The 26,493-nt window shown below is 74.6% G+C and carries 23 protein-coding genes; 11 read left to right on the forward strand and 12 right to left on the reverse strand.

The window, feature by feature from the left end; translation table 11 throughout:
* Positions 1–94: 94 nt before the first annotated feature.
* Together ACI79H_RS05530 and ACI79H_RS05535 are read left to right on the forward strand one after the other, a co-directional pair.
* Positions 95–898: an MIP/aquaporin family protein gene (locus ACI79H_RS05530; protein WP_456553372.1), complete on the forward strand. Its 804-nt coding sequence runs from the start codon at positions 95–97 to the stop codon at positions 896–898.
* A 70-nt stretch (positions 899–968) separates the two neighbouring features.
* Complete coding sequence (locus ACI79H_RS05535) at positions 969–1,286, forward strand: CDGSH iron-sulfur domain-containing protein (protein ID WP_456553373.1); 318 nt, start codon at positions 969–971, stop codon at positions 1,284–1,286.
* 15 nt (positions 1,287–1,301) lie between these two features.
* Here ACI79H_RS05535 and ACI79H_RS05540 read toward each other — a convergent pair whose 3' ends face one another.
* Positions 1,302–2,327 carry an iron-containing redox enzyme family protein gene (locus tag ACI79H_RS05540; RefSeq protein ID WP_456553374.1) on the reverse strand — a complete coding sequence of 342 codons (1,026 nt, stop codon included), beginning with the start codon at positions 2,325–2,327 and terminating at the stop codon, positions 1,302–1,304.
* 64 nt (positions 2,328–2,391) lie between these two features.
* On the opposite strand from ACI79H_RS05540, the gene ACI79H_RS05545 reads away from it, so the two are divergent.
* Genes ACI79H_RS05545 through ACI79H_RS05555 form a run of 3 tightly spaced genes read left to right on the forward strand, consistent with a single transcriptional unit; the run spans position 2,392 to position 5,214 of the window.
* A complete protein-coding gene (locus tag ACI79H_RS05545) occupies positions 2,392–3,249 on the forward strand; it encodes an SDR family NAD(P)-dependent oxidoreductase (RefSeq protein WP_456553375.1) in 858 nt (285 codons plus the stop codon).
* A gap of 26 nt (positions 3,250–3,275) precedes the next feature.
* Entirely contained in the window at positions 3,276–4,004 is a 729-nt protein-coding gene (locus ACI79H_RS05550; protein ID WP_456553376.1) for a glutamine amidotransferase, read from the forward strand.
* 46 nt (positions 4,005–4,050) lie between these two features.
* The gene (locus ACI79H_RS05555) at positions 4,051–5,214 is read left to right on the forward strand and encodes a hypothetical protein (RefSeq protein ID WP_456553377.1); all 1,164 of its coding nucleotides are present in this window, start codon (positions 4,051–4,053) and stop codon (positions 5,212–5,214) included.
* Between the two features lie 129 nt (positions 5,215–5,343).
* Here the strand turns inward: ACI79H_RS05555 and glnA are convergent, their stop codons facing one another.
* Positions 5,344–6,777, reverse strand: coding sequence for a type I glutamate--ammonia ligase (gene glnA, locus ACI79H_RS05560; RefSeq protein ID WP_456553378.1), 1,434 nt, complete (start codon positions 6,775–6,777; stop codon positions 5,344–5,346).
* Positions 6,778–6,953: 176 nt separating this feature from the next.
* Here glnA and ACI79H_RS05565 point away from each other — a divergent pair, with 176 nt between their 5' ends.
* Entirely contained in the window at positions 6,954–7,361 is a 408-nt protein-coding gene (locus ACI79H_RS05565) for an RDD family protein (RefSeq protein WP_456553379.1), read from the forward strand.
* 46 nt (positions 7,362–7,407) lie between these two features.
* A complete protein-coding gene (locus ACI79H_RS05570; RefSeq protein ID WP_456553380.1) occupies positions 7,408–7,944 on the forward strand; it encodes a GNAT family N-acetyltransferase in 537 nt (178 codons plus the stop codon).
* Positions 7,945–7,948: 4 nt separating this feature from the next.
* Here ACI79H_RS05570 and ACI79H_RS05575 read toward each other — a convergent pair whose 3' ends face one another.
* From ACI79H_RS05575 to ACI79H_RS05585, 3 genes are all read right to left on the reverse strand, one after another.
* Positions 7,949–8,716 (reverse strand): DUF4191 domain-containing protein, encoded by a 768-nt coding sequence (locus ACI79H_RS05575; RefSeq protein WP_456553381.1) that lies wholly within the window; start codon positions 8,714–8,716, stop codon positions 7,949–7,951.
* A 25-nt stretch (positions 8,717–8,741) separates the two neighbouring features.
* Complete coding sequence (gene lipA / locus ACI79H_RS05580) at positions 8,742–9,716, reverse strand: lipoyl synthase (protein WP_456553382.1); 975 nt, start codon at positions 9,714–9,716, stop codon at positions 8,742–8,744.
* An 82-nt stretch (positions 9,717–9,798) separates the two neighbouring features.
* Entirely contained in the window at positions 9,799–10,887 is a 1,089-nt protein-coding gene (locus tag ACI79H_RS05585) for a hypothetical protein (RefSeq protein WP_456553383.1), read from the reverse strand.
* A 116-nt stretch (positions 10,888–11,003) separates the two neighbouring features.
* On the opposite strand from ACI79H_RS05585, the gene ACI79H_RS05590 reads away from it, so the two are divergent.
* Positions 11,004–11,933 carry an LLM class F420-dependent oxidoreductase gene (locus tag ACI79H_RS05590; RefSeq protein ID WP_456553384.1) on the forward strand — a complete coding sequence of 310 codons (930 nt, stop codon included), beginning with the start codon at positions 11,004–11,006 and terminating at the stop codon, positions 11,931–11,933.
* Between the two features lie 13 nt (positions 11,934–11,946).
* Here the strand turns inward: ACI79H_RS05590 and ACI79H_RS05595 are convergent, their stop codons facing one another.
* Positions 11,947–12,702, reverse strand: coding sequence for an HAD family hydrolase (locus ACI79H_RS05595; RefSeq protein ID WP_456553385.1), 756 nt, complete (start codon positions 12,700–12,702; stop codon positions 11,947–11,949).
* Positions 12,699–14,216, reverse strand: coding sequence for a mannitol dehydrogenase family protein (locus ACI79H_RS05600; RefSeq protein WP_456553386.1), 1,518 nt, complete (start codon positions 14,214–14,216; stop codon positions 12,699–12,701). The genes ACI79H_RS05595 and ACI79H_RS05600 overlap by 4 nt, the downstream gene beginning before the upstream one ends.
* A gap of 467 nt (positions 14,217–14,683) precedes the next feature.
* Between ACI79H_RS05600 and leuS the strand changes: the two genes are divergently transcribed.
* Positions 14,684–17,575: a leucine--tRNA ligase gene (leuS, locus tag ACI79H_RS05605; protein WP_456553387.1), complete on the forward strand. Its 2,892-nt coding sequence runs from the start codon at positions 14,684–14,686 to the stop codon at positions 17,573–17,575.
* 32 nt (positions 17,576–17,607) lie between these two features.
* Positions 17,608–18,639, forward strand: coding sequence for a GNAT family N-acetyltransferase (locus tag ACI79H_RS05610; RefSeq protein WP_456553388.1), 1,032 nt, complete (start codon positions 17,608–17,610; stop codon positions 18,637–18,639).
* Positions 18,640–18,648: 9 nt separating this feature from the next.
* On the opposite strand, the gene lipB is transcribed toward ACI79H_RS05610, so the two are convergent.
* Both lipB and ACI79H_RS05620 read right to left on the reverse strand, forming a co-directional pair.
* Positions 18,649–19,308, reverse strand: a complete 660-nt coding sequence (gene lipB, locus ACI79H_RS05615) for a lipoyl(octanoyl) transferase LipB (protein ID WP_456553389.1) — start codon at positions 19,306–19,308, stop codon at positions 18,649–18,651.
* Between the two features lie 9 nt (positions 19,309–19,317).
* Positions 19,318–20,538 (reverse strand): protoporphyrinogen/coproporphyrinogen oxidase, encoded by a 1,221-nt coding sequence (locus tag ACI79H_RS05620; protein WP_456553569.1) that lies wholly within the window; start codon positions 20,536–20,538, stop codon positions 19,318–19,320.
* 89 nt (positions 20,539–20,627) lie between these two features.
* On the opposite strand from ACI79H_RS05620, the gene ACI79H_RS05625 reads away from it, so the two are divergent.
* A complete protein-coding gene (locus ACI79H_RS05625) occupies positions 20,628–22,184 on the forward strand; it encodes a serine/threonine-protein kinase (RefSeq protein WP_456553390.1) in 1,557 nt (518 codons plus the stop codon).
* A gap of 10 nt (positions 22,185–22,194) precedes the next feature.
* Here ACI79H_RS05625 and ACI79H_RS05630 read toward each other — a convergent pair whose 3' ends face one another.
* From ACI79H_RS05630 to lpdA, 3 genes are all read right to left on the reverse strand, one after another.
* Complete coding sequence (locus ACI79H_RS05630; RefSeq protein ID WP_456553391.1) at positions 22,195–23,103, reverse strand: TIGR01777 family oxidoreductase; 909 nt, start codon at positions 23,101–23,103, stop codon at positions 22,195–22,197.
* A 75-nt stretch (positions 23,104–23,178) separates the two neighbouring features.
* Positions 23,179–25,032 carry a 2-oxoglutarate dehydrogenase, E2 component, dihydrolipoamide succinyltransferase gene (gene sucB / locus ACI79H_RS05635; protein WP_456553392.1) on the reverse strand — a complete coding sequence of 618 codons (1,854 nt, stop codon included), beginning with the start codon at positions 25,030–25,032 and terminating at the stop codon, positions 23,179–23,181.
* 45 nt (positions 25,033–25,077) lie between these two features.
* Positions 25,078–26,457 (reverse strand): dihydrolipoyl dehydrogenase, encoded by a 1,380-nt coding sequence (gene lpdA, locus ACI79H_RS05640; RefSeq protein ID WP_456553393.1) that lies wholly within the window; start codon positions 26,455–26,457, stop codon positions 25,078–25,080.
* Positions 26,458–26,493 lie beyond the last annotated feature (36 nt).

Here is a 26,493-nt window from a genome sequence, read left to right on the forward strand (position 1 = left end):
CGGTCGCCGGTCGGTCATGCTGGGTGGCATCCGCACCGTGGTCGTCGTCCACGGCGGCGCGGGGGAGCGGTTGCGGCCGTCCGGGAGGTCGCACGTGTCCCCGACCCTTCTCCGCTCCCTGGTCGCCGAGTTCCTCGGGACCGCGCTGCTCGTGACGCTGGCCGTCGGCGCGGCCGTCGGAGGCATCGACAGCATCGGTGCGCTCGGCGTCGCCCTCGCCTTCGGTCTCACGCTGCTGGCGCTGGCCTACGCGATCGGCCCGGTGTCGGGCTGCCACATCAACCCGGCCGTGACGCTGGGCGTGCTGCTCTCCCGCGGCATGACGGCGTCCGAGGCCGGCGCCTACTGGGTCGCCCAGTTCGCCGGTGGCATCGCGGGCGCCGCCGTCCTCCAGCTGCTGACCAGCGACTTCGGCGAGGTCACCGACCAGACCGGCGTGCTGGGCGCGAACGACTGGGGCGTGGCGATCAGCGGCCCCGGTGCGTTCGTGCTGGAGACGCTGCTGACCTTCGTGCTGGTCGCGGTGGTCCTGCTGGTCACCGGCAAGGCCGCGTCCCCAGGCTTCGCCGGCCTGGCCATCGGGCTCACCCTGGCCGCCGTCCACCTGATCGGCATCCCGCTGACCGGCACGTCGGTGAACCCCGCCCGGTCGCTGGGCCCGGCCCTCTTCGCCGGCGGGCAGCCCCTGGAGCACGTGTGGCTGTTCATCCTGGCCCCGCTGGTCGGCGCGGTCCTCGCGGTCCTTGTCGTCCGGCTGCTCGCGCCGCCCACGCTCGACGCCGAGAGGGCCGTGGACGAGACCGGCGTCCAGCTGCCCGACGAGACGGCGCCGGCCTCGATCCCCGCGGCCCGGGCCTCGGCACCCGCGCGGGAGGGGGACCGCCGCACGACCGGGTGAGCCGTCCCCCGAGCGGGTCGCGCGCGACCGCGGGCGTGTGCCGGCCCCGGGGGCGGGGCAGAGTGGAGGCGTGTCGAGCCTGCCCTCCACCGAGTCCCCGTCGCCCGACGACGTCGCAGCGACCACCGACGAGGGCGAGGTCGCAGCCACGATCACGCCCTACCGGGACGGCCCGCTCATCGTGCGCGGGGACTTCCGGCTGGTCGACCAGGACGGCGGCGAGATCGACCCCGGCCGCCGCACCATCGCGCTGTGCCGCTGCGGCAAGTCCGGCATCAAGCCGTTCTGCGACGGCTCGCACAAGCGGGCCGGCTTCTCCGCGCCGAGCGCCCCGAGCCGTCCCCGTCCCGCGGCCCAGCTGCGGCAGGAGCCCCGCCCGCAGGACTGAGGGCGACCGACCGCCTCAGGCGGCCAGGGGGGTCGCCCGGCGCAGCGCCGAGCGACCGGCCTCCCAGGCGCCCAGCAGGTGCCGGGCGGCCAGGCCGTCCATCGCCAGGGAGCAGCGGGCGCCGAAGAGGACGTCGCGGGCCAACGCGGGGTTCTCCGCCACGAAGGCGCCGCACATGTCCACCGAGGCGATCTGCTCGTGGACGGCGTCGGCCTCCACGTGCTCGTCGTAGAACACCGTGGTCGAGGCGTCGAAGCCCAGACGGCGCAGCCCGGAGGAGTAGCGGCGGCTGGGCTCGGACGAGGTCATCTCCACCGTCGCCAGGTGACCCAGGGCCGCGCCGCGCCAGCGGCGGTGCAGCCCGAACACCGCCATCGTGTTGGTGTTGGCGAACGCCGCGGCCGGGGCGTCGTCCCACAGGGCGCCGTAGCCGGCGTCCAGCCCGAGGTCGCGCATCAGGCCGGCGAACAGCTCGCTGTGCATCCGGGCGGCCGAGCCGCCGCCGTACTCGTCGGCCTGGATCTCGACCATCGCGGCCTTGGTCCGCCCGGAGAGGCGCGGGATGGCGAAGGTGTGCGGATCGGCCTCCTTGAGGTGGTACACCGAGCGCAGGGTCAGGTACTCCCGCCACTGCTCCAGGCTGCCCTGCTTGGCCATGAAGGAGGACAGCGACGGGCCGTCGTCCGCGGCGATGGCGGCGGTGAGCTGCACGTCGATCGGCTCGTCGGTGACCGGCACCGGGCCGACGAGCTCCTCGAGCGCGGCCAGGTGGCGCCGCTCCAGGCCGGCGCGCAGCCGCAGCAGCTCGGGGTCCCACTCCCACGCGTCGTCGACGCCGTCGAAACCGCGGAAGTGCAGCTCGTAGCAGATCGCCAGCGACAGCTGCAGGTCCTCGTCGAGCAGCGCCGGCCCGGTCGCGTCGGCCAGGCGGGCGGCGCTCTCGAACGTCCGGGGGGAGAGCGCCGGGCGGGTGGCCAGGTCGTGGACGAGGGACTCGCTGAGCGGACCGCGGGCAGCAGGGAGGTGCATGACCTCGCCCATGCCCAGGACCAGCGGATTCGATGCCTGGCCGGTTGGGCCGTCACCCGCGGGTAGGACAGCGGGCATGACGGAGCTGAGCACGCGCGTCCTCGTCGTCACCGGCGGCAGCGCCGGCATCGGCCGCGCGACGGTCGAGCGGCTGGCCGCCGACGGCGCCCGCGTGGTGACCTGCGCCCGCGACGGGGACCGGCTCGCCGCCTCCGTCGGCGGCCTGCCGGGGGTGACCTGCGTGACCGCGGACGTGGCCGACCCCGGGGACCGCGCCCGCCTGCTGGAGACGGCGCTGGCAGCGCACGGCCGGCTCGACGGCGTCGTCCTCAACGCGGGGCTGGGCTGGGCCGGGCTGGTGGAGGAGATGCCGGGGGAGGCCGTCGCCGGCATCGTCGCGCTCAACCTCACCGGTGCGATCGAGCTGACCCGGCTGGCGCTGCCGCACCTGCTCGCCGCCGCTCGGGAGCGGGGGAGGGGCGACGTCGTCGCCGTCTCCTCGGTCGCCGCGTGGTCGCAGGTGCCGCCCCTGACGGTCTACTCGGCCACGAAGGCCGGGCTCGGCGGCTTCGTGAAGGGCCTGCGGCGCGAGGTGACCGCCCGCGGCGTGCGGGTGCACACGGTCAACCCGTTCTTCGTGCAGACCGAGTGGCTGGCCCGGGGCCACGGGCACCCCCCGGTCTCCGACGCCGACGCCGAGGGCCGGCTCTCCCGGGGCATCGCGCCGGCCCGGGTCGCCGACCGGATCGCCGGGTGCCTGACCTCGCCGCGCCCGCGGACGGTCACCGTGCCGCGTTGGGCCGGTGCCGCCCGGCTCGGCGAGGTGACGCCGGTGAACCGCGTCCTGGACGCCGTCCTCTCGCGGCAGGTGGGCCGGATCGGTGCGGCGGCGCGGCGGGCGGTGGCGGTGCGCGTCGACCGGCCCGAGGGGTAGGGCGCCGGCGACCCTACGATCCCGGCGTGCGGCCCTTCCTCCTGCTCTCCACCCGCCCGGAGGACGTCGCGGCCGACGACGAGTACGCCGGCTTCCTGCGCGCGACCGGGCTGGAGGAGCGGGAGCTGCGGCGCGTCCGCGTCGAGGCCGGGCCGCTGCCGGAGCTCGACCTGGACGCCCACGCCGGGATCCTGCTGGGTGGCAGCCCGTTCAACGCCAGCGATCCGGCGGAGGCCAAGTCCGCCGTGCAGCGCCGCGTCGAGCACGACCTGGCCCGGCTGCTGGACCGGGTGGTCGCCCGCGACGTCCCGTTCCTCGGCGCCTGCTACGGCATCGGGACGCTCGGCACCCACCAGGGCGGCGTCGTCGACCGCACCTACGGCGAGCCCATCGCGGCGGTGCGCGTGGCGCTCACCGACGACGGCCGGGCCGACCCGCTGCTCGCCGGCCTGCCCGGCGAGTTCGACGCGTTCGTCGGGCACAAGGAGGCCTGCCGGGTCCTGCCGCCGTCCGCGGTGCTGCTCGCCGGGTCGGCCGGCTGCCCGGTGCAGATGTTCCGGGTCCGGCGCAACGTCTACGCGACCCAGTTCCACCCGGAGCTGGACGTCGCCGGGCTCGTGACGCGCATCCACGTCTACCGCGACGCCGGCTACTTCCCGCCGTCGGAGCTCGACGCGCTGGTCGCCCGCGTCACGCCGGCCGTCGTCACCGAGCCGGCGCGGATCCTCACCGCCTTCGTCGCCCGCTACGCCTGACCGGCGCCGTCGGGAACCAGAACGTCCCGGTGGGCGTCGAAGCGGCATGAGCCGGTCGATGATCTCCGCCTTCCTCGTCGGCGCCGTCGTCGCGACGGGTGCGGCCGGCTGCACGTCCGGCTCGGGCGGCGACGGCGGGGGCTGGCGGCAGCTGCCGGAGGCGCCGCTGAGCCCCCGCACCGACGCCGTGGTCGTGGGTATCGGCGACAGCGTCCTGGTGGTGGGCGGCTGGGAGTTCCTCTGCCCGCCGAACGCCGACTGCTCCACGCCCTCGGAGCCCCTGCTGCCGGACGGCGCCGTCTACGACCGGGCCGGCGACTCGTGGCGGGCAGCCGCGCCGCCCCCGTTCGGCCTGCGCGGCCCGGGCAGGACCGCCGTCCTCGACGACACCGCGTACGTGCTGACGACGTGCGCGTCGGGCCCGGACTGCGACGCTCCCTTGCGCCTGCTCTCCTACCACCTGCCCGACGACCGGTGGACCGACCACGGGCAGGTGCCCGGGCCGGAGCGCGGCGCCCGGCTCGTCGCGCTCGAGCGGACCGTCCTCGTCGCCGCCGACGCCAGCGCGCTGGGCCGGGTGCCGGACGTCGTCTTCGACCCGGGGACCGCGACCTGGAGCGAGCTCCCCGCCGACCCGCTGCCCGCGGTCCACGACCGCTACGTCGTGCCGGCCGGCGACCAGCTCGTGGTCGCAGGCTCCGCCGTGCTGGCGCCGGGATCGGACGAGCTGCCCCGCAAGGTCGCCGCGCGGCTCGACCTCGCCAGCGGGACGTGGACCGTGCTCCCGGACGGGCCCGGGCTGTCCTACCAGCTGTTCGCCACCGATGACGGGCCGCTGCTCGCCGGGCACTTCGACGACGACTCGTCGGCGCTCCTCGACCAGGAGTCGTGGACGTGGACCGCGGCGCCCGACCACGGCGACGGGACAGCGGGGGTCAGCGGCGTGCTCGACCGCGACCGCGCCACCTACGACGTCTGGCTGGACCTCAAGGCGGCGGACCCGTCGCGGCGGTCGGTGGTCTACGACAGCGTCGCGGACGCCTTCGTCGTCGTCCCCGCACTGCCCGACCGCGCCGACGCGTCCGGGCAGTCGAGCACCGGCCTCGGGCGGGACCTCTTCGTCTTCGGGGGTGAGCGGTGGTCCGACGCCACCGACTCCGAGGGGGAGCTGCTGCGCGGCGCCTGGCTCTGGGCCGCCCCCACCGCGTGATCCCGGGCGAGCGCCCGCTGAGCGCCCTCATCCACGCCCCGCGAGGGCGGTGGACGGGCACTCGGGGACCGAACGCACCGCGGCCCCCGTCCTGGCGAGCAGGACGGGGGCCGCGGCGGCGGTCACGACTCAGATGTCGTAGTACATCGCGAACTCGTGCGGGTGCGGGCGCAGGCGGATCGGGTCGATCTCGTTGGCCCGCTTGTAGTCGATCCACGTCTCGATCAGGTCGGGGGTGAACACCCCGCCGTCGACGAGGTACTCGTGGTCGGCCTCGAGGTTGTCCAGCGCGGCGTCCAGCGACGCGGGGACCTTCTCGATGCCCAGGGCCTCCTCGGGCGGCAGCTCGTAGAGGTCCTTGTCGACCGGGGCCGGCGGCTCGATCTTGTTCTTCACGCCGTCGAGGCCGGCCATCAGCATCGCCGAGAAGGCGAGGTAGGGGTTGGCAGACGGGTCGGGCACGCGGAACTCGATGCGCTTGGCCTTGGGGCTGTCGCCGGAGATCGGGATGCGCAGGCAGGCCGAGCGGTTGCGGGCCGAGTAGACCAGGTTGATCGGCGCCTCGTAGCCGGGCACCAGGCGGTGGTAGCTGTTCACCGTCGGGTTGGTGAAGGCCAGCAGCGACGGCGCGTGGGCGAGCAGGCCGCCGATGTAGTGGCGGGCCATGTCGGACAGCCCCGCGTAGCCGGTCTCGGCGTGGAAGAGCGGCTGGCCGTCCTTCCAGAGGCTCTGGTGGCAGTGCATGCCGGAGCCGTTGTCACCGAACAGCGGCTTGGGCATGAAGGTGGCGGTCTTGCCGGCGGCCCAGGCGGTGTTCTTGATGATGTACTTGAACAGCATCAGGCTGTCGGCCGAGCGCAGCAGGGTGTCGAACTTGTAGTTGATCTCGGCCTGCCCGCCGGTGCCCACCTCGTGGTGCCCGCGCTCGAGCTCCAGGCCGGCGCCAATGAGGTTCTTCATCATGTCCGAGCGCAGGTCGCTCTGCTGGTCGTAGGGCTCGACCGGGAAGTAGCCGCCCTTGGGGCGGGCCTTGTAGCCGCGGTTCGGGCTGCCGTCGAGCTCGGTGGCGGCGCCGCTGCGCCAGGAGCCCTCCTCCGACTCGATGTGGTAGTAGCCCTCGTTGATCGAGGTGTCGTACCGGACCGAGTCGAAGACGTAGAACTCCGCCTCGGGGCCGAAGTAGGCGGTGTCGGCGATGCCGCTGGCGGCGAGGTAGGCCTCGGCCTTCTTCGCCACGTTCCGCGGGTCGCGGCTGTAGGCCTCGCGCGTGATCGGGTCGTGGATGAAGAAGTTGACGTTCAGCGTCTTGTGCTTGCGGAACGGGTCCACGAAGGCGCTGTTCGCGTCGGGCAGCAGCAGCATGTCCGACTCGTTGATCGCCTGGAACCCGCGGATCGAGGAGCCGTCGAAGCCCAGGCCCTCGGAGAACGTGTCCTCGCCGAACGTCGACGCCGGGATGGTGAAGTGCTGCATGACGCCGGGCAGGTCGCAGAAGCGCACGTCGACGAACTCGACGCCGTTGTCGCGGATGTAGCTGGCGACCTCGTCGGGACTGTTGAACATCGATCCTCCGGGATTGTGGACGGCCGAACGAAAGCTACGAGCCCGGAGTTGCCCCGGGGTGTCCCGGGTGTTTCGGGGCGGTAACAGCGCGGCCGGCGTGTCGGGCCCGGCGTCGGCCGGTACGCCGGCACGCGGCTCGCCGGCCGGGTCCTACGCTGGCGGTCATGGTCAGGGACGTGCCTCCACCCTCTCAGGAGCGCCCGCGCGGCGCCTCCCTGGGGCTCCCGGCCGACGGCGCCGGATCGCTGGCCGCCTTCAGCACGCGGGTCGGGGCGTTCCTGGTCGACTCGCTCGCCGCGGCGCTGGTGGCGGGGCTGTTCACCGCCCCCGACCTGCCCGGCAACTGGAGCCTGGTCTCGTTCGGGCTGATCACCGTCGTCTCGCTGGTGGTGGCCGGCCAGACGCCGGGCATGCGGCTGCTGGGCCTGCGGCTGGCCCACCCCCGTCCCGGTGCGCGGCTCGCGGTGTGGCGGGCCGTCGTCCGGACGGCGCTGCTCATGCTGCTGGTGCCGGCGCTGCTGGTCGACGCCGACGGGCGCGGGCTGCACGACCGGCTGACCGGCACCGCCGTCGTCCGCGACTGACCGGAATCGGCTGGACCGGTCCGGCGCCGGGCCGCAGACTCCCGGCGTGATCGTCCGCCGCGAGCGTCCCGCAGACCACGATGCCGTGCGGGCCCTGCACCTGGCGGCCTTCGCCCGCGACCCCGCGACGGGTGCGCAGCGCGCGCCGGCCGACGTCGTCGAGGCACGGCTGGTCGACGAGCTCCGGGCGGACGCCGGCTTCCTGCCGCACCTCTCCCTCGTCGCCGTGGACGACGACGCCGTCGTCGGGCACGGCATCGTCACCCGGGCCCGGCTGGAGCCGGCCGGGACGCCGGCGCTGGGGCTCGGCCCGCTCGGCGTCGTGCCCGCGCGGCACGGCCGCGGCACCGGCACCGTGCTCGTGCACGCGCTGCTGGCCGTCGCCGAGGCGGCGGGGGAGCAGCTGGTGGCGCTGCTCGGCGACCCGGCGTACTACCGCCGGTTCGGGTTCCGCCCCGCGGCCGAGCTGGGCGTCGCCGCCCCCGATCCGCGGTGGCGCAGCCATTTCCAGGCCCGTCGGCTGACCGACGACCCGCCCGTGGGCGGGACCTTCCGCTACGCGGCGCCCTTCGAGCGGCTCTGAGCGCTCAGCGCCGGCGGACCTGGCGCTGGCTGATCGACATCTGGCGTCCACCGGGGAGCGGACCGCCGGGGACCGGCATCCGCGGCCCGCCCAGGGCGCTCATCCGGCGTCCGAGCGCGTTCACCTCGCCCGCGGTGAGGTTGCGCGGCAGCTTCATGACGTGGGCGCTGAGCTTGCGCAGCGGGACCTGGCCCTCCTCGTCACCGACGAGGATGTCGTAGATCGGGGTGTCGCCCACGACCCGGGCGACCTTCTTCTTCTCCTGCGCCAGCAGGTTGCGCACCCGGGAGGGGACGCCCTCGGCCACCAGGATCACGCCCGGGCGGCCGAGAACGCGGTGGACGGCGTCGAGCTGGGTGGTGCCGGCGACGCCGGAGGTCACCCGCCAGTCCCCGCGCATGCCCTCGAGCACCCACGCGGCGGCGCCCGGCTGCCCCTCCACCTGGCGGTAGGCCGAGCCCTGTGCGCGGCGCCCGAAGACGATCAGCGCCGCGAGCAGGCCGAACAGCAGCGCGAGCGGGATGAACACCAGCGGCAGGTTCAGCAGGATGCCGATCAGCTCGACGACGGCCGCGACGGCCACGAAGGTGATCAACAGCAGCCACGGCAGCCTGCGGTCGTTCTTGGCCGTCAGCGTGTACGCCTGCTTGATCATGCGGGCGTTGGCGCCGAGCTTCTTGAGCCGCCCGACCTTGGGGTTGCCCTTCTTGTCCAGCTTCGGCGCCTTGACCGAGGCGGCGGTGGAGCCGGACGAGGGCTTGCTGCGTGCCATGCCCCCAGGATAGGGGGCGCGTCGCTCAGGCCTGGGCAGCCAGACCCCGGGCCTCCACGGCCTGCTGGTACAGCCGGCCGGCGCGGTAGGAGCTGCGCACCAGCGGACCGGCCAGGACGCCGGGGAAGCCGATCTCCTCGGCGTCGGCCTGGAACTGGACGAACTCCTCGGGCTTGACCCAGCGGACCACCGGGTGGTGCCGCGGCGAGGGGCGCAGGTACTGGGTGATCGTGAGCAGGTCGCAGCCGGCGTCGTGCAGCGCCCGCATGGTCTCCCGGACCTCCTCCGGCTCCTCGCCCATGCCCAGGATGAGGTTGGACTTGGTGACCAGACCGGCCTCGCGGGCCGCCGTGATCACGGCCAGGGAGCGCTCGAAGCGGAAGCCCGGGCGGATGCGCTTGAAGATGCGCGGCACGGTCTCGACGTTGTGCGCCAGCACCTCGGGACGGGAGGAGAAGACCTCGGCCAGCTGCGCGGGGTCGGCGTTGAAGTCGGGGATGAGCAGCTCGACGCCGCAACCCGGGAGCTGGGCGTGGATCTGGCGGACGGTCTCGGCGTAGAGCCACGCGCCGCCGTCGGGCAGGTCGTCCCGGGCGACGCCGGTGACGGTGGCGTACCGCAGGCCCATGGTCGCGACGCTCTCGCCGACGCGGCGCGGCTCGTCGGCGTCGAAGTCGGCGGGCTTGCCGGTGTCGATCTGGCAGAAGTCGCAGCGGCGGGTGCACTGGTCGCCACCGATGAGGAAGGTGGCCTCCCGGTCCTCCCAGCACTCGTAGATGTTGGGGCAGCCGGCCTCCTCGCAGACCGTGTGCAGCCCCTCGCGCCGAACGAGCGACTTCAGCTCGGTGTACTCCGGGCCGGTCTTGAGCCGGGTCTTGATCCACTCGGGCTTGCGCTCGATCGGGACCTGGCTGTTGCGGACCTCGAGGCGCAGCATCTTGCGGCCGGCGGGCCCGATCGGTGAGTCCTGGGCGGGGACCGGGGGCGCCGTCTCGCTCATGATCTCCACCGTACGCCGGGCGGACGCCGCAGCCCCCGTCGCGGAGGCGACGGGGGCTGCGGGATGGATCACGGGCGAGCCGTCAGACGGGGTTGCCCTTCGGGCCCGCGGTCGGGCCCTCGTCGGCACCCCCGCCACCCGAGGTGAACGGCTGCGGGGTGTTCGTGATGTCCTCACCGGTCGTGGTGGGGCCGTCGCCCTCGACGAACTGGGCGTCCCGGACGCCCATGTCCGACTCGTTCGGCGCGGAGTCGCCGGTGGTGTCGGCGGTGGAGACGGTCTTGCCGGAGAAGCTGTCGGAACTGGGCACGGGGTCCTCTCGGTAGCTCGGGACCGGGCCGTCGCCGGCGGGCGCGGGGGTCCAGTCGTCGTCCTGCTTGCGCCGCAGGAAGACGAAGACGGCCGTACCCAGCGCGAAGGCCAGGAACACCCACGGCCAGCGGCGGCGCGGCTCCGGCTCGGCGCCGATCCTCCGCTTGACCGTGGCGGCCGTGGCCAGCGCCGCCTTCTCGAACTCGCGGTGCTTCTTGCCTGCGGTCTTCCGGGCCTTCTTCGCCGCCTTGCGGGCCTTCCGGCCGGACGTCGCGGCGGCCGCGGCCAGCTCCGCCCGGCGGGCGTCGAGCTCGCTGCGGGCGCTGTCGACACCGGCGACCAGCGTCTCGCGGGCGCTCTCCAGCGCCGGGGTCACGACGTCGCGGGCCGCGACCACCTTCGGGGTGGCGTAGGCCAGGGCTGCGACCTGCGCGGCCTCCAGACGGGGGGCGACGTCGTCCCTGAGCGTCTTCTGCGCGGCCTCGACCCGGGGGGCGAGGTCGGCGGCGGCCTTGGCCGCGGCGGCCTGGGCGGCGGCCACGGCGGCCGCGGCCTTCGGAGCCGCGGCGTCGAGGCGCGGCGCGAGTGCGTCGCGGGCCGCCTCCACCTTGGGGGCCAGGGCGCCACGGGCGCCGGCCACGGCCGGGGCTGCGACGGCGGCGGCGGCCGCCACCTTGGGGACGACGGCCTCGCGGGCCGCCTCGAGTGCCGGGCCGGCGGCCTCGCGGGCCGCCGCCACACGGGGGCTCACCTGCTCGGCTGCCAGACGGCCGGCCTCGGAGGCCGCCACACCGAGGTGGGCCAGACCCTCCTGCAGTTCGGCGCCGATGACCTGACCGCGCGTCTGCTTGCGGAACACGAGCTGCACCTCCGGGTTGATCGCGTGGAGATCATCCTGCCCGGTCCCGCCGCTGCGCACACCCTCAGACGTCGGGGCGAGCAGCGGACCGGCTCAGTTGTGGCTAGCGTCGCACCGTGCAGCTCCGCATCTTCACCGAGCCCCAGATGGGTGCCACCTACGACGACCTGCTCGCGGTGGCCCGGCGCACCGAGGAGACCGGCTTCGACGCCTTCTTCCGGTCCGACCACTACCTGACCATGGGCGGCGACGGTCTCCCGGGCCCGACCGATGCCTGGCTGACCCTCGCCGGCCTGGCACGCGAGACCAGCCGCATCCGGCTGGGCACGCTCATGACGGCCGGCACCTTCCGGCTGCCCGGGCCGCTGGCGATCTCCGTCGCGCAGGTCGACCAGATGAGCGGCGGCCGGGTCGAGCTGGGCATCGGCTCGGGCTGGTTCGAGCGCGAGCACAGCGCCTACGGCATCCCGTTCCCGTCGCTGGGGGAGCGGTTCGACCGGTACGAGGAGCAGCTGGCGATCATCAGCGGCCTGTGGAGCACGCCGGTGGGGGAGACGTTCGACTTCGCCGGCACGCACTACCAGGTGGCCGGTTCGCCGGCGCTGCCCAAGCCGGTCCAGGACGGCGGCATCCCGATCCTGGTCGGTGGCGGGGGGAAGAAGCGCACCCCGAGGCTGGCCGCCCGGTACGCCGCGGAGTTCAACGTGCCGTTCATGTCCGCCGAGGACAACGCGCGCCTCTTCGCCGGCGTGCGGGAGGCCTGCGACGAGGCCGGTCGCGACCCGTCGTCGCTGGTGTACAGCTCGGCGCTGGTGCTGTGCGTGGGCGAGGACGAGGCGCAGATCGCGCGCCGCGCGGCAGCCATCGGTCGCGACGTCGACGAGCTGCGGGCGCACGGCGTGGCCGGCACCCCGGCGGAGGCGGTGGACATCCTCGGCCGCTACGCCGAGGCGGGCGCGCAGCGGGTCTACCTGCAGGTCCTGGACCTGGCCGACCTCGACCACCTGGACCTGGTGGCGTCGGAGGTGGCTCCGCAGCTCGGCTGAGACGGGCGCCGGCTCAGCCGCTGGTGCTGGCGGCGAGCACGGACCGGAGCAGCCCACCCAGCTCCGGCCACGACGTCACGACGGCGAGGACCCCGGCCTCCTCCAGCCCGCGTCGGCGGTCGTCCCGCTCGGCCTCGGGCACGAAGGCGACGATGCCCACGGTCGGGCAGCCGGCGCGCACGGCGGAGGTCGCCCCGGACACGGAGTCCTCGATCGCCAGGCCCTCGGCGGGACCGATCCCCAGCTCCCGGCAGGCGTGCAGGTACACCGCCGGGTCGGGCTTGCTGGTCGGCGAGGGGAGGGAGTCCTCCGCGCTGAACCGGCGTTCGGGCGGCAGCAGGTCCGCGAGGCCGGCGGCGGTGAAGCTGCCGTCCAGCCGGGTCAGCGCACTGGAGCTCACCGCCGCCAGCTGGAGCCGGCCCTCCAGGGCGGTGAGGACGTCGAGCACCTCCGCGTCCGGCCTCAGCGTCGCGGCGAGGTGTGCGGTCACCAGCTGCTTCTCCTCGGCCACCCAGCCGTCCAGGTCCGGCGCCGGCACACCGGCGGCCGCGGCGAGCTCGCGGGCCGTCGTCCGGAAGTTCTTGCCGGTGAAGTCGCGGCGGAGCTCGTCCGAGGTGACCCGGCGGTCGATGCGGTGCGCGGACAGGAACCTGTTGGTCACCTCCGTGGAGGCGTCGAACGCGGGTGCCTCGGACGGGAAGAGGCTGTCGTCGGCATCGCACAGCAGGGCCCGCAGCCCGGTGAGCTGCGCCGGCAGGGTCGCGGTCATGCCGGCTGCGACCGCTCGCCGAGGGCGGCGGCCGACGGGACGGGCGCGGCCCGGAGCACCTGGTCGGCCACGGTGGCCCGCACACCGCGTTCCTCGAACTGCACGAGCAGCCGCTCGACGTCCGCGGCGAAGGCCTCGTCGGTCCCGAGGCCACCGAACACCGAGCGGTCGGCGAGCAGCGGGCGCGGGTCGGTGCGCGAGCTCCGGGCCACGGCCTGCAGCTCGTCGCGCCGCTCGTCCTCGACCTCCAGCGGTCCGCCGGTCTCGTCGACCCCCTGCAGGTAGCGGAGCCAGCCGGCCACGGCCAGCGTCAGGAGGTCGTGGGGTCGGCGTCCGGCCCGGGCCTCGTGCAGGGAGGGGAGCAGGTAGTCGGGCACCTTGCTCGAACCGCGCCGGCTGACCCGCTGCAGCCGGTCGGAGATGGCGGGGTTCGCGAAGCGCTGCAGCAGGGTGTCCACGTACTCCGGGAGGTCGACCCCCGTGGGACGGGGGAGGAGCGGGATCACCTCGGCGTGCATCAGCCGGTGCAGGTAGTCGTGGAAGACGGGGTCGGTCACGGTCTGGTCGGTCGTCTCCAAGCCGGCCACCTGCCCGAGGAAACCCATCGCGCAGTGGCCGGCGTTGAGCAGTCGCGTCTTCATCAGCTCGAAGTCACCGACGTCGGCGACGAACCGGACCCCGACGGTGTCCAGCGGCGGCCGCCCGTTGCAGAACTCGTCCTCGACGATCCACTGCATGAACGGCTCGGTGATGACCGGCCAGCGGTCGTCCACGCCGAAGGTGGCCGCGATCTCGTCCCGCTGGTCGGGGGAGGTGTGCGGGGTGATGCGGTCGACCATGCTGCTGGGGAAGGACACGTTGTCGGTGATCCAGCGGGCGAGGACCTCGTCGCGCAGCCGGGCGAACCCGACCACCGCGGCGCGGGCGGCCTCGCCGTTGGACTGCATGTTGTCGCAGGAGAGCACGGTGAACGGCGGCAGGCCGGCCCGACGGCGCCGGTCCAGCGCCTCGACGACGAAGCCGAACACCGAGCCGGGTGCGGTGGGGGTCTCCAGGTCGGCGCGGGCTTCGTCGTCGGGCCGGAACTCGCCGGTGTGCGGATCGATCCGGTAGGCGGTGCCGGTGACGGTCATCGTGACGAGGCGGGTGCGCTCGTCGGCGAGCAGTGCGAGGACCCGCTCGGGGTCCTCCGGGGCGTACAGGTAGTCGACCATCGCGGCGACGACCCGGGCGGTCTCGCCCGTGCCGTCCCGTTCCACCACGGTGAACAGGTTGTCCTGCGGAGCCAGGGCGTCGCGCATGTTCGCCGAGTGCAGGCCGACGCCGACGACGCCCCACTCGGTGCTCCCGGCCTCCGCCAGGTCGTCGAAGTACACGAGCTGGTGGGCGCGGCTGAAGCCGCCCACGCTCAGGTGCACCACGGCCGGCGTCAGAGCGGACCGGTCGTAGGTGGGCACCCGGACGCAGCCGGCGTGCTGGGCCAGGGTCGAGTCGCTGAGAGGGGCGGGGTGCATGAGGTGGGTGCCGTCCTGTGGGCGTGCCGTCCCCGTCGCCGGATCGCTGGAGGAGGCCGGTATCGCCGGCAGGCGACGGCTCCGCCCTGGGACGCGCGGCATCGCCGTCGCGCGGAGAGGGCGGCCCGGGGCCGGTGACGTCCAACCTCCACCGCGTGCTCCGGACTCCGGATGGGGCGGTGGGGGAAGCGCTTCATGTTGAACGCCGCCGTTCCGGGACGTGCCCTCGCCGGGGGTGCGTGAAACGGTCCTGCCGTCGTGACCTGCCGCACGGACCGTCGAGCGGACCGGTGCGGCCGTGCCGTCGTCCGGGGGTGACGTCGCGGAGTAGCATCGCCCGCGTGACCAGGCGGCTCCTGCTTGCCAGGCCGTGCTGACCGCTCCACCTCCTGTCAGCACGGCGACCCCTCCTGCGTGAGGGGTTTTTTGATGTCCGCCGCCGGTACCAGTCCTCGGGAGCACGAACGATGAGCCAGACGGCCTACCAGCCCAGCGTCGAGCAGGCGACGGGGAACGTACCCCCGCACCGCTACACGCCCGCGCTGGCACAGCAGATCGAGCTCTCCTGGCAGGACCGCTGGGAGGCCGAGGGCACCTTCCACACGCCCAACCCGAGCGGGCGGCTGAGCGAGGGGTTCGAGCGGGTCGCCGACCGGCCGAAGTTCTTCGCGATGGACATGTTCCCCTACCCCTCGGGCGCCGGGCTGCACGTCGGCCACCCGCTGGGGTACCTGGGCACCGACGTCACCAGCAGGTTCCGCCGCATGGACGGCGACAACGTGCTGCACCCCATGGGCTACGACGCCTTCGGCCTGCCCGCCGAGCAGTACGCGGTGCAGACCGGGCAGCACCCGCGGGTCACCACCGAGGCCAACATCGCCGCGATCAGCGCGCAGCTGCGGCGGCTGGGCGTCGACCACGACCAGCGGCGCACCTTCGCCACCATCGACCCGGGCTACTACAAGTGGACCCAGTGGATCTTCCTGCAGATCTTCGGGTCCTGGTTCGACGAGGCGCAGGGCAAGGCACGGCCGATCGCCGAGCTGGTGGAGGAGCTGGACGCCGGCACCCGCGAGCCGGCCGAGGGCACCAACGGCTCGGGCCGGCCGTGGGCGGAGCTGGACGAGCGCGAGAAGAAGGTCGTCGTCGACGCGCACCGGCTGGCCTACCTGCACGAGGCGCCGGTGAACTGGTGCCCCGGGCTGGGCACGGTGCTGTCCAACGAGGAGGTCACCGCCGACGGCCGCTCCGAGCGGGGCAACTTCCCGGTGTTCCGGCGTCCGCTCAAGCAGTGGATGATGCGGATCACCGCCTACGCCGACCGGCTGCTGGCCGACCTGGACCGGCTGGACTGGTCGGACTCGCTGAAGCTGATGCAGCGCAACTGGATCGGCCGTTCGACCGGTGCCCGGATCCGGTTCGCGGCCGCCGGGGAGACCGTCGAGGTCTTCACCACCCGGCCCGACACCCTGTTCGGTGCCACCTACGTCGTGCTGGCACCGGAGCACCCTCTGGTCGGCGCGCTGACCGCGGACGCGTGGCCCGACGGCACCGACCCGCGCTGGACCGGCGGCGCCGCCACCCCGGCCGAGGCGGTCCGCGACTACCAGCGGCAGGCCTCCCGCCGCTCCGAGCTGGACCGCCAGGACGCCGGGCGGGAGAAGACCGGCGTCTGGCTGGGCGTCACGGCCGTGAACCCGGTCAACGGCCGGGAGCTGCCGGTGTTCATCGCCGACTACGTGCTGACCGGCTACGGCACCGGCGCGATCATGGCGGTGCCCGGCGAGGACACCCGCGACTTCGAGTTCGCGGAGAGCTTCGGGCTGCCCGTCGTCCGCACGGTGCAGCCGCCCGCGGACTTCGAGGGCGGCGCCTTCACCGGCGTCGGCCCGATGATCAACTCGTCGAACGGCGAGATCTCGCTGGACGGCCTGGAGAAGACCGAGGCGATCGAGCGCATCACCGCCTGGCTGGTCGAGCGCGGCGCCGGCGAGGCCACGACCACCTACAAGCTGCGCGACTGGCTGTTCAGCCGGCAGCGCTACTGGGGTGAGCCGTTCCCGATCGTGTACGACGAGGACGACCGCCCGGTCGCCGTCCCCACGTCGATGCTGCCGGTGCTGCTGCCCGAGGTGGACGACTACTCGCCCAAGACCTTCGCGGACGACGACGCCGACTCCTCCCCGGAGCCGCCGCTGTCGCGCGCCAGCGACTGGACGACGGTCGAGCTGGACCTGGGCGACGGCGTGAAGAAGTACCGCCGCGAGACCAACACGATGCCCAACTGGGCAGGGTCGTGCTGGTACTACCTGCGCTACCTGGACCCGGGCGACGACGAGCGGATGGTCGACCCCGAGCTGGAGCGCTACTGGATGGGCCCGCGCGAGCCCGGTGACACCGGCGGCGTGGACCTGTACGTCGGCGGCGTCGAGCACGCCGTGCTGCACCTGCTGTACGCCCGCTTCTGGCACAAGGTGCTGCACGACCTGGGCCACGTGTCCAGCGAGGAGCCGTTCCGCCGGCTGGTGAACCAGGGCTACATCTCCGCCTACGCCTACACCGACGAGCGCGGCTTCTACGTGCCCGCCGCCGAGGTGGTCGAGCGCGACGGCCAGTTCCTGTTCGAGGGCAAGCCGGTCAACCGCGAGTACGGGAAGATCGGCAAGAGCCTCAAGAACATGGTCACGCCGGACGAGATGATCGGCGCCTACGGGGCCGACACCTTCCGCGTGTACGAGATGTCGACCGGCCCGCTGGAGCAGTCGCGGCCCTGGGAGACCAAGGCCGTCGTCGGGTCCCAGCGGCTGCTGCAGCGCATCTGGCGCGTCGTCGTCGACGAGCAGACCGGTGCGGTGCGGGCTGCGGACGACGTCGAGCCGGCCGAGGAGACGCTGCGCGCGCTGCACCGGACCATCGACGGGGTCCGCGACGGCTACTCGACGCTGCGGTTCAACATCGCCATCGCCCGGATCACCGAGCTGACCAACCACCTGACGCAGGCCTACGGCGCCTCGTCGCCGGTGCCGCGGGCGGTCGTCGAGCCGCTGGTGCTGATGGTCGCGCCGCTGGCCCCGCACCTGGGCGAGGAGCTGTGGTCGCGGCTGGGCGCCGAGGGCTCGGTGGCGTGGGCGCCGTTCCCGGTCGCCGACCCGCGCTGGCTGGTCGAGGACACCGTGCAGGTCGCGGTCCAGGTGAACGGCAAGGTGCGGGCGCAGGTCACGGTGCCCGCCGACGCGGACGCCGCCGCGCTGGAGGCCGCCGCCCGCGCCGACGAGAAGGTCGCCGGCCACCTCGACGGGGTCACGATCCGCCGCGTCGTCGCCGTCCCGGGGCGGCTGGTCAACTTCGTGGTGGGCTGAAAAGCGGTTGCCGGCGGCGGTAGAACGGTCGGGTGACCGCTCCTCCTGCCCGCCTGGTCGAGGTGTTCCCTGACGACCACGCCTTCGCGGCGTGGTGCGACGTCTGGGCCGCCGTCGAGGCCGCCGACCGGCCGGACGACGCCGTCAAGCCCGCGAACGAGCACGTCGTGCTGGGGCGGCAGATGCTGGAGCCGGGCGGCTCGCGGACCGGTACCCACCGGGCCGCGGTCCTCGGGGACGACGTGGTCGGGGCGCTCCGGCTGATCATGCCGCTGCGCGACAACACGTCCATGGCCATGGTCGACCTCGCCGTCCACCCCGAGCACCGTCGGCGCGGCATCGGCAGCGCACTGCTCGCCGAGGCCGAACGGCTGGCGACCGCCTCGGGCCGCACCGACCTGATCGCCGAGGTCGACGAACCCGGTCCCGACACCGCCGGACGCCTGTTCGCCCTCCGGCACGGGTGGGGCTGCGACCTGCTGGAGACGCGCCGCGACCTCGTGCTCCCGGTCGACGAGGCGCGGCTGTCAGCGGTGGAGGTCGAGGCGCGGCAGGCGGCGCGGGACTACGAGCTCGTGACCTGGCGCGACCGCACGCCCGAGGCGCTCCTCGACGACCGCGCGCTGCTCGAGGAGCGGATGAGCACCGACGCCCCGCACGGCGACCTGCCGATGGAGGCCGAACGGTGGGACGGTGAGCGCATCCGCGAGCACGAGGCGCTGAACGCGGCCCGGGGCCGCACGATCCTCTCCGCCGGTGCGGTCCGGGACGGCCGGCTGGTCGCCTTCACCGACCTGCACGTGCCGCTGGAGCGCCCCGAGCACGCCCGCCAGGGGGCGACGCTGGTGCTGCGCGAGCACCGCGGCCACCGGCTCGGCGCGCTGATCAAGGCGGCGACGCTGCGCGAGATCACGGCGGCGTTCCCGCGGACCCGGCGGATCAGCACGTACAACTCCGAGGACAACGCCCCGATGGTCGCCGTCAACCGGGCCCTGGGCTTCGAGCCCGCCGGCACGATCTCCAGCTGGTCGCGGCGGCTGGCCCCGGGCGACGGCCCGGCGTGACGCGGAGGGTCAGCCGGCGGTCGCCGGGGCGCCGGCCAGCACGGCACGCATCGCCGTCTCGACCGGTTCCAGGGCGTCCGCGACGGTCACGTCCCTCCCGAGCTCGGCCGACAGGGACGTGACGCCGGCGTCGGGGATGCCGCAGGGCACGATCGCGCCGAAGGCGCCGAGGTCGGGATCGCAGTTCAGCGCGAAGCCGTGCATGGTGATACCGCGGGCCACCCGGATGCCGATGGCGGCGACCTTGCGCTCCGGCCGGAACCCCCGTCCGGGCTCGTCGGCCGGCAGCCAGACGCCGCTGCGGCCCTCCACCCGGCCGGCGGACACCCCGAACGCGGCGCAGACGTCGATGAGCGCACCTTCCAGTCGCCGCACGTACGCGACGACGTCGACCGGGTCGGGCAGCGCGACGATCGGGTAGCCCACGAGCTGGCCGGGCCCGTGCCAGGTGATCTTGCCGCCTCGGTCGACGTCCACGACCGGCGTGCCGTCGACCGGCCGTTCGTGCGGCTCGGTGCGCTTGCCGGCCGTGTAGACCGACGGGTGCTCAAGCAGCAGCAGGGTGTCCGGGCCCTCTCCGGCCACGCGGCGCGCGTGCACCTCGCGCTGCATCTCCCAGGCCTGCTCGTAGGGGACGACGCCGGCCCGCACCACCTGCAGCTCGCTCACGGACCCAGCCTAGGCCGCCCGCCGGGCCAGCACCGCGCGCGCGGCCCGGGCCCCGCCGGCCAGCGCACCCTGGATCGACGGGGTGTCGCGGTGGTCGCCGCAGACGAAGACGCCGTCGCCGAGGTCCACCGGGCGGCGGAGCTCCAGCGGGGGCACCGCGGCGGGCTGCGCGCCCGGCACGGTGACGCTGGTCAGGTGCTCGAGGTCGGTGGTCGCGACGCCGTGGGCACGGGCCACCTCCTCGCGCACCTCGGCCTCGGCCGTGGGTGCCAGCGTGGAGCTGGCGACCAGTGCGCGGCCGTCGGGGGAGTAGCGCGGCTGGGCGTCGGTGAGGACGGCGCTGTTGACGATCCGGTCGCCGGGGCGGCCGAGGACCAGCAGCGGCTCGTCCCACGGCGAGGCCGGGAGCACGTGCAGGTGGGTGGTGACCTGGCGGGGCGCCGAGGCGGTCAAACCGGGCAGGAGCCCGGCCGCCGTGGCCGGGTCGGTGGCGACCACGACCGCGTCGGCCGTCGTGCGTCCGGCCCCGGTCTCGACCACCCGGCCCGACAGCCCGGTCACCCGGCAGCCGAGGTGCAGCGTCCCGGGGAGCAGCCGATCGGCGAGCTGCTCGCCCACCGCCTGCATGCCGCGCGCCGGCAGCCCGATGCGTCCCCTCACGAAGCTGCGCCACAGCAGGTCCAGGTAGCGGCTGGAGGTGGCCAGCTCGTCCTCGAGCAGCACCCCGGAGAGGAACGGGCGGAGGAAGCGCTCGAGCAGCTCGCCGCCCAGGCCGGCGCGCTGCAGCGCCTCGGCCGCCGTCCGCTCCGGAGCGGCCAGGAGCCGGTGCACCGGCAGGTAGCCGGCGCGCAGGGAGAACGCGGCGAGCGCGGCCTTCTCGCGCAGCGAGCCGATCGGCGCGGCGGCCGTCGCGGGCAGGGCGCCCGGCCGGCTGCGCGGGTCGACGACGCGGTGCGCCGTCCCGTCCACCCACACGCGGGCGCCGGTGAGGAACCAGCCGAGCTGGAGGGCCTCGAGGTCCAGGTCGGCGGCCCGCGGGTAGCCGGTGTTGAGCACCTGGAAACCCCGGTCGACGACGAAGCCGTCGACCCGCTCGGTGGCCAGCCGACCGCCGGCGTGCCCGGCCGCGTCGACGACGTGGACGTCGCACCCGGCCGCGGTCAGGCGGGTGGCGGCCGACAACCCGGCCAGACCCGCACCGATCACGACGACCTCAGCACGGGCCGGCATCGTCACCGCCCCACCGTAGCCAGCCGGGCGGTCGTCCACCTGTGGACGACGGGAACGGCGCCGCCGCGGATCGGCCTACGGTGCCCCGCATGCCCGATGCCGTTCCACCCGTCGTCCCCGGCTACCGGCTCGAGGAGCTCCTGGGGCGCGGCGGGTCGGGGGAGGTGTGGCGGGCGGTGCCCCGTCGCGGGGGCCCGGCGGTGGCGGTCAAGGTGCTGGCCGAGGGGGAGCCGGAGCGGCAGGCGCGCGAGGCGGTGCTGCTCGGCGGGCTGGACCACCCGCACCTGGTGCGGCTGGTCGAGGTGGTGCACCAACCGCGGCGCGGCGGAGCGGCGCGCGTGGCGCTGGTGCTCGACCTGCTCGAGGGCGGCAGCCTCGCGGCGCTGCTGGCGGCCCGCGGTCGGCTCACCGCGGGTGAGGTGGTCACCGTGTGCGCGCCGGTCGCCGCCGCCCTGGCGCACGTCCACGCGCAGGGGGTGGTCCACGGCGACCTCTCGCCGGGCAACGTCGTCTTCACCGCCGAGGGGCGCCCGGTGCTCACCGACCTCGGCGTCGGCCGGATCGTCGGCGAGACCGCGGCCGCCGAGGTGACGCCGGCCTACGTCGACCCGGCGGTCGCGCGCGGCGGAGCGCCCGGGCCTGCCTCGGACGTCTTCGGCGTGGCGGCGGCCGCGTTCCACGCGCTCACCGGCATCGCCCCGTGGAACGCCGCGACGCCGGCCGACACCCTCGTCGTCGCGGCGCACGGTCAGCTGCCGGACCTCGCCGAGCTCGCGCCCGACGCCCCGCCCGCGCTGGTGGAGGTCATCGGCCGGGGCCTGGCGGCCGACCCGCACGAGCGGGGATCGGCGGCCGCCTTCGCCCTCGACCTGCGGCACGCCTGCCGCCCCGAGCCGGTGGGGCTCACGGTCGCGACCGCGCCGCGGCCGGGCGCCGGGCCACGGACCGAGCTGACCCACGTCGTGCCCGGCCGCCGCCCGCGACCGGCGCCGGTCGTGGTGGTGCCCGGTGGGCGCGTCGCGCGCTGGCGGGAGAGGTCGGCCGGTCTCCGGCCTGCCGTGCCGCTGCGCGCCGCGGCGGTGGGCGCGGTCGTGGTCACCGTCCTCGCGCTGACCGGGTGGATGGCGCTGCGCTGGGCCGGCGAGGGCTCGGGGACGACGACGGCCGCGGCCACCGCGCCGGCCCCGTCCCCGGCGGTGGAGGCGCCGCAGGACGACGCCGCTCCTCCGGCCGGCCCGGTCGATCCCGTGACCGCGGAGGAGTGGTCGGGCCTGGTCGAGGAGCTGTACCGGCTGCGGACCGAGGCCTTCGCCGTCGCGTCCGCGGACCCGCTGGCCCGGGTCTGGGCGGCCGGTAGCCCGCAGGGCGAGGCGGACGCCGCGCACGCACGCGCGCTGGCGGACGCGGGTGAGCGCCTGCGCGGCTTCGCGCCCGCGGTGGCCGAGGTCGAGGTCCTGCGGCTGGGGGCGGACCGGGCCGAGCTGCGGCTGGTCGACGGCTGGCCGGCCTACGAGGTGGTCAGGGCGACCGACCCGGCCGGCGTCGCCCTGCGGCCCGCGCCCGCCCGGGCTCCCGCCCCGGTGCGCGCCGTGCTCGTCCGCGCGCCCGAGGGCTGGCGGCTCGAGCTGGTGGAGCGGCTGGGGTGAGCCCGGTGGGTCAGCCGCGGCCGAGGACCGAGCGCAGCGTCTTCTCCAGGTCGGTGTCGCTGAAGGCGTAGCCCGACTCCTGCAGCTTCGCGGGCACCGCCCGCTGACCCCCGATGACGCTGGCCCGGCCGAACTCGCCGAGCCCCGCCGACACCGCGAAGGCCGGCACCGGCAGCGGGGTCGGGCGGGACAGCACGCGACCCAGGACGCGGGTGAACTCGGCGTTGGTGGCCGGCTCGGGCGCGGTGAGGTTGACCGGGCCGGAGACGTCGGCGGTCAGCAGGTGCCGCATGGCGCCGATCTCGTCGTCCAGGCTGATCCAGGGCCAGTACTGCTTCCCGGACCCCAGCCGGCCGCCCAGGCCGAGCCGGAAGACCAGGCCGAGCACCTTGATCAGCATCGCGTCCGGGCCGAGCACCAGGCCGGTGCGCAGCAGCACCACCCGCACCCCGGCGTCGGCGGCCGCGGCGGTGGCGCCCTCCCACCGCACGCACAGCTGGGCGAGGAAGTCCGAGCCGGCGGGGGCGCCCTCGCGGATCTCGGCCGGGCCGGTGTCGCCGTAGTAGCCGATGCCGGAGGCGTTGAGCAGCACCCGCGGCCGTGAGGGGTCCTCGGCCGCGGCGGCGGCCAGCGCCTGGCTGATCGTCGCCGTGGCCTCGATCCGGCTGCTGACCAGCTCCTGCCGGTAGCGGCGGGTCCACGGCCGGGGCCGGATGGGGGCGCCGGCGAGGTTGACGACCGCGTCGACGTCGCGCAGCAGGTCGGGGTCGATGCGGCGGTGCTGGGGATCCCAGCGGTGCTCGTCGGCCGTCCGCGGGGTGCGGCGCACGAGCTGCCGCACCTCGTGGCCGTCGGCGCGCAGGGCGGGCACGAGCGCGCCCCCGATGAGGCCGGAGGCTCCGGCCACGGCGATCTTCACGAGCTACCTCCTCAGGTCCCCCCCGGACGCGATCAGGGCCCCGGCTCGTTCGCCGAGGCCCTGACCGAGGTGCTGCTAGGCGAGACCGAGCTCGCCGTGGAACTGGCCGGCTTCCAGCCGCTCCTTCACCGTGGTGAGGAAGCGTGCCGCGTCCGCGCCGTCGACGATGCGGTGGTCGTAGGTCAGGGCCAGGTAGACCATCGACCGGACGGCGATGACCTCCCCGAGCTCCGCGTCCTCCACGACGACGGGACGCTTCACGACCGACCCGACGCCGAGGATGGCCACCTGCGGCTGGTTGATGATCGGCGTGTCGAACAGCGCGCCCCGGCTGCCGGTGTTGGTCAGCGTGAAGGTGCCACCGCCCAGCTCGTCGGGGGTGATCTTGTTGGAGCGGGTGCGCTCCGCGAGGTCGGCGATCTTCCGGGCGATCCCGCCCAGGCTGAGGTCACCGGCGTCGTGGATGACGGGCACCAGCAGGCCGCGCTCGGTGTCGACGGCGATGCCCAGGTTCTCCGCGTCGTGGTAGGTCACGGTGCCCGCGGCCTGGTCGATCGAGGAGTTCACCGACGGGTGGGCCTTGAGCGCCTCGACGGCCGCCTTGGCGAAGAAGGGCAGGAACGACAGCTTGACGCCCTCGCGGGACTCGAAGTCGCCCTTGGCCTGCTGGCGCAGCTGGGCGATGCGGGTGACGTCGGCCTCGAGGACCGTGGTGAGCTGGGCGCTGACCTGCAGCGACTCGACCATCCGCTTCGCGATGACCGTGCGCAGCCGCGACATCTTCTCGGTGCGGCCGCGCAGCGAGGTGTCCGGCGTGGCGGCCGGCGACGGCGTGCGCTGCGCGCCTCCGGACGCGGCCGGGGCCGCCGGAGCCGGCGCGGACGCCTTCTCGGCCGCGGCGAGGACGTCCTGCTTGCGGATCCGCCCGCCGACGCCGCTGCCGGTCACCGACGAGAGGTCGACGCCGCGCTCGGCGGCCAGTCGGCGCACCAGCGGCGTCACGTAGCTTCCGCCGCCGTCACCGCCGGAGGACTGCTGACCGGCAGGGGCCTGCGGCGCCACCTGCGGCGGCGGCGCGGACGTGGGGGAGGCGGCCGGCTGGGCGCCGCTGGCGCCGTAGTCGCCACCGGGCTGCGTGGTCGCGGTCGCGGCCGGCTTGGCCTCGGGAGCCGCCTGCGGCTCCTCCTCGGCCGGCGCCTCCTGCTTCGGCGCCTCCTGCTGCTGCGGGGCCTGCTGGGCGGGGGCGGCCGGGGCCGGGGCGGACCCGCCGGCCGCGCCGGTGCCGATGACCGCCAGCTGGGCGCCGACGTCGACGGTCTCGTCCTCGTTCACGGTGATCTCGAGCAGCGTGCCGCTGACCGGCGCCGGGATCTCGGTGTCGACCTTGTCGGTGGAGACCTCGAGCAGCGGCTCGTCGGCGGTGACCTCGTCCCCCACGGCCTTGAGCCAGCGGGTCACGGTGCCCTCGGTGACGCTCTCGCCCAGCGCCGGCATGGTCACCGGCGTGCCCTCGCCGCCACCACCGCCGCCGGACCCGCCGGACGGGGCCGCCGGGGGCTCCTCCTGCTGCTGCGGGGCGGGCTGCTCCTCGGAGGCCTCGGGAGCGGCGTCCTCGACCTGCTGGCCGGGGGTCTGCGGCGTCTCGGCGTCCTCGGCGGACGCCGGCGGGGCGGCGTCACCGGCACCGTCGCCGTCGCCACCGATGACGGCGAGCTCGGCACCGACGTCGACGGTCTCGTCCTCGGCGACCAGGATCTTGGTCAGCACACCCGCGGCGGGCGAGGGGATCTCGGTGTCGACCTTGTCGGTCGACACCTCGAGGAGGGGCTCGTCGACCTCGACCTGCTCACCCTCCTGCTTGAGCCATCGGGTGACCGTGCCCTCGGTGACGCTCTCGCCCAGGGCGGGCATGGTGACGGACGTCGGCATCGGGGCAGGACTCCTTCGGTGGCGCTGGTAGGTGGGGTGTGCGGGTCAGCCGTGGACGTGCAGCGGCTTGCCGGCCAGGGCCAGGTGGGCCTCGCCCAGCGCCTCGCTCTGGGTCGGGTGCGGGTGGATGAGGCTGGCGACGTCGTCGGCCTCGGCCTCCCAGTTGTAGATGAGCTGGGCCTCGGCGATGAGCTCGCCCACCCGGCTGCCGACCATGTGGATGCCGACGACGGGGCCGTCGGGCGCCTGGATCAGCTTGACCGCGCCGGTGGTCTTGAGGATCTGGCTGCGGCCGTTGCCGGCGAGGTCGTAGGTGAGGGTCTTCACCTCGCCGTAGCGCTCCTTGGCCTGGGCCTCGGTGAGGCCGACCGAGGCGACCTCGGGGTCGGAGTAGGTGATCCGCGGGACGCCGGCGTAGTCGATCGGCGCCGGGTCGAGCCCGGCGACCTTCTCGGCCACGAGGATGCCCTCGCCGAAGCCGACGTGCGCCAGCTGCAGGGTGGGGATGAGGTCGCCGACGGCGGAGATGGTCGGGACGCTGGTCGAGCAGTACTGGTCGACCAGGACGTAGCCGCGGTCCATCTGCACGCCGGCCTCCTCGTAGCCCAGGCCCTGGCTGACCGGGCCGCGGCCGACGGCCACGAGCAGCAGCTCGGCCTCGATCTCCTTGCCGTTCTCCAGCGAGACCTTGACGCCGTTGTCGGTGTGCTGGACGCCGGAGAAGCGGCTGCCCAGCTCGAAGGCGATCTTGCGGCGGCGGAAGGCGCGCTCCAGCAGCTTCGAGGCGGACTCGTCCTCGAGGGGCACGAGGTGGGGGAGCGCCTCCACGATGGTGACGTCCACGCCGAAGGACTTCCAGGCGCTGGCGAACTCGCAGCCGATGACGCCGCCGCCCAGGATGATCGCCGAGGACGGGACGCGGTCCAGGTTCAGCGCGTGGTCGCTGGTGATGACCTTCGAGCCGTCGATGTCCAGGCCGGGCAGGCTGCGGGCGTAGGAGCCGGTGGCCAGCAGGATGTGCTTGCCCTCGTAGCTCTGGCCGTTCACCTCGACCGTCGTCGGGGAGGTCAGGCGGCCCTCGCCCTCGACGTAGGTGATCTTGCGGGCCTTCACCAGGCCCTGCAGACCCTTGTACAGCTTGGCGATGACGCCGTCCTTGTAGGCGTTGACGCCGTCCATGTCGATGCCGGCCAGCGACGTCTTGACGCCGAACTGCTCGCCCTCGCGGGCGAGGTCGGCGACCTCACCGGCGTGCAGCAGCGCCTTGGTCGGGATGCAGCCCCGGTGCAGGCAGGTGCCGCCGACCTTGTCCTTCTCGATCAGGACGACGTTCAGCCCGAGCTCCGAGGCGCGGAACGCCGCGGCGTAACCACCCGAGCCACCGCCGAGGATGACCAGGTCGGCGGGGGACGTGGGTGCGCTCACGGATGCTGCTCCTCTGCTGCGGTGTCTGGCCGCCGC

Source organism: Blastococcus sp. SYSU D01042, assembly GCF_054050515.1.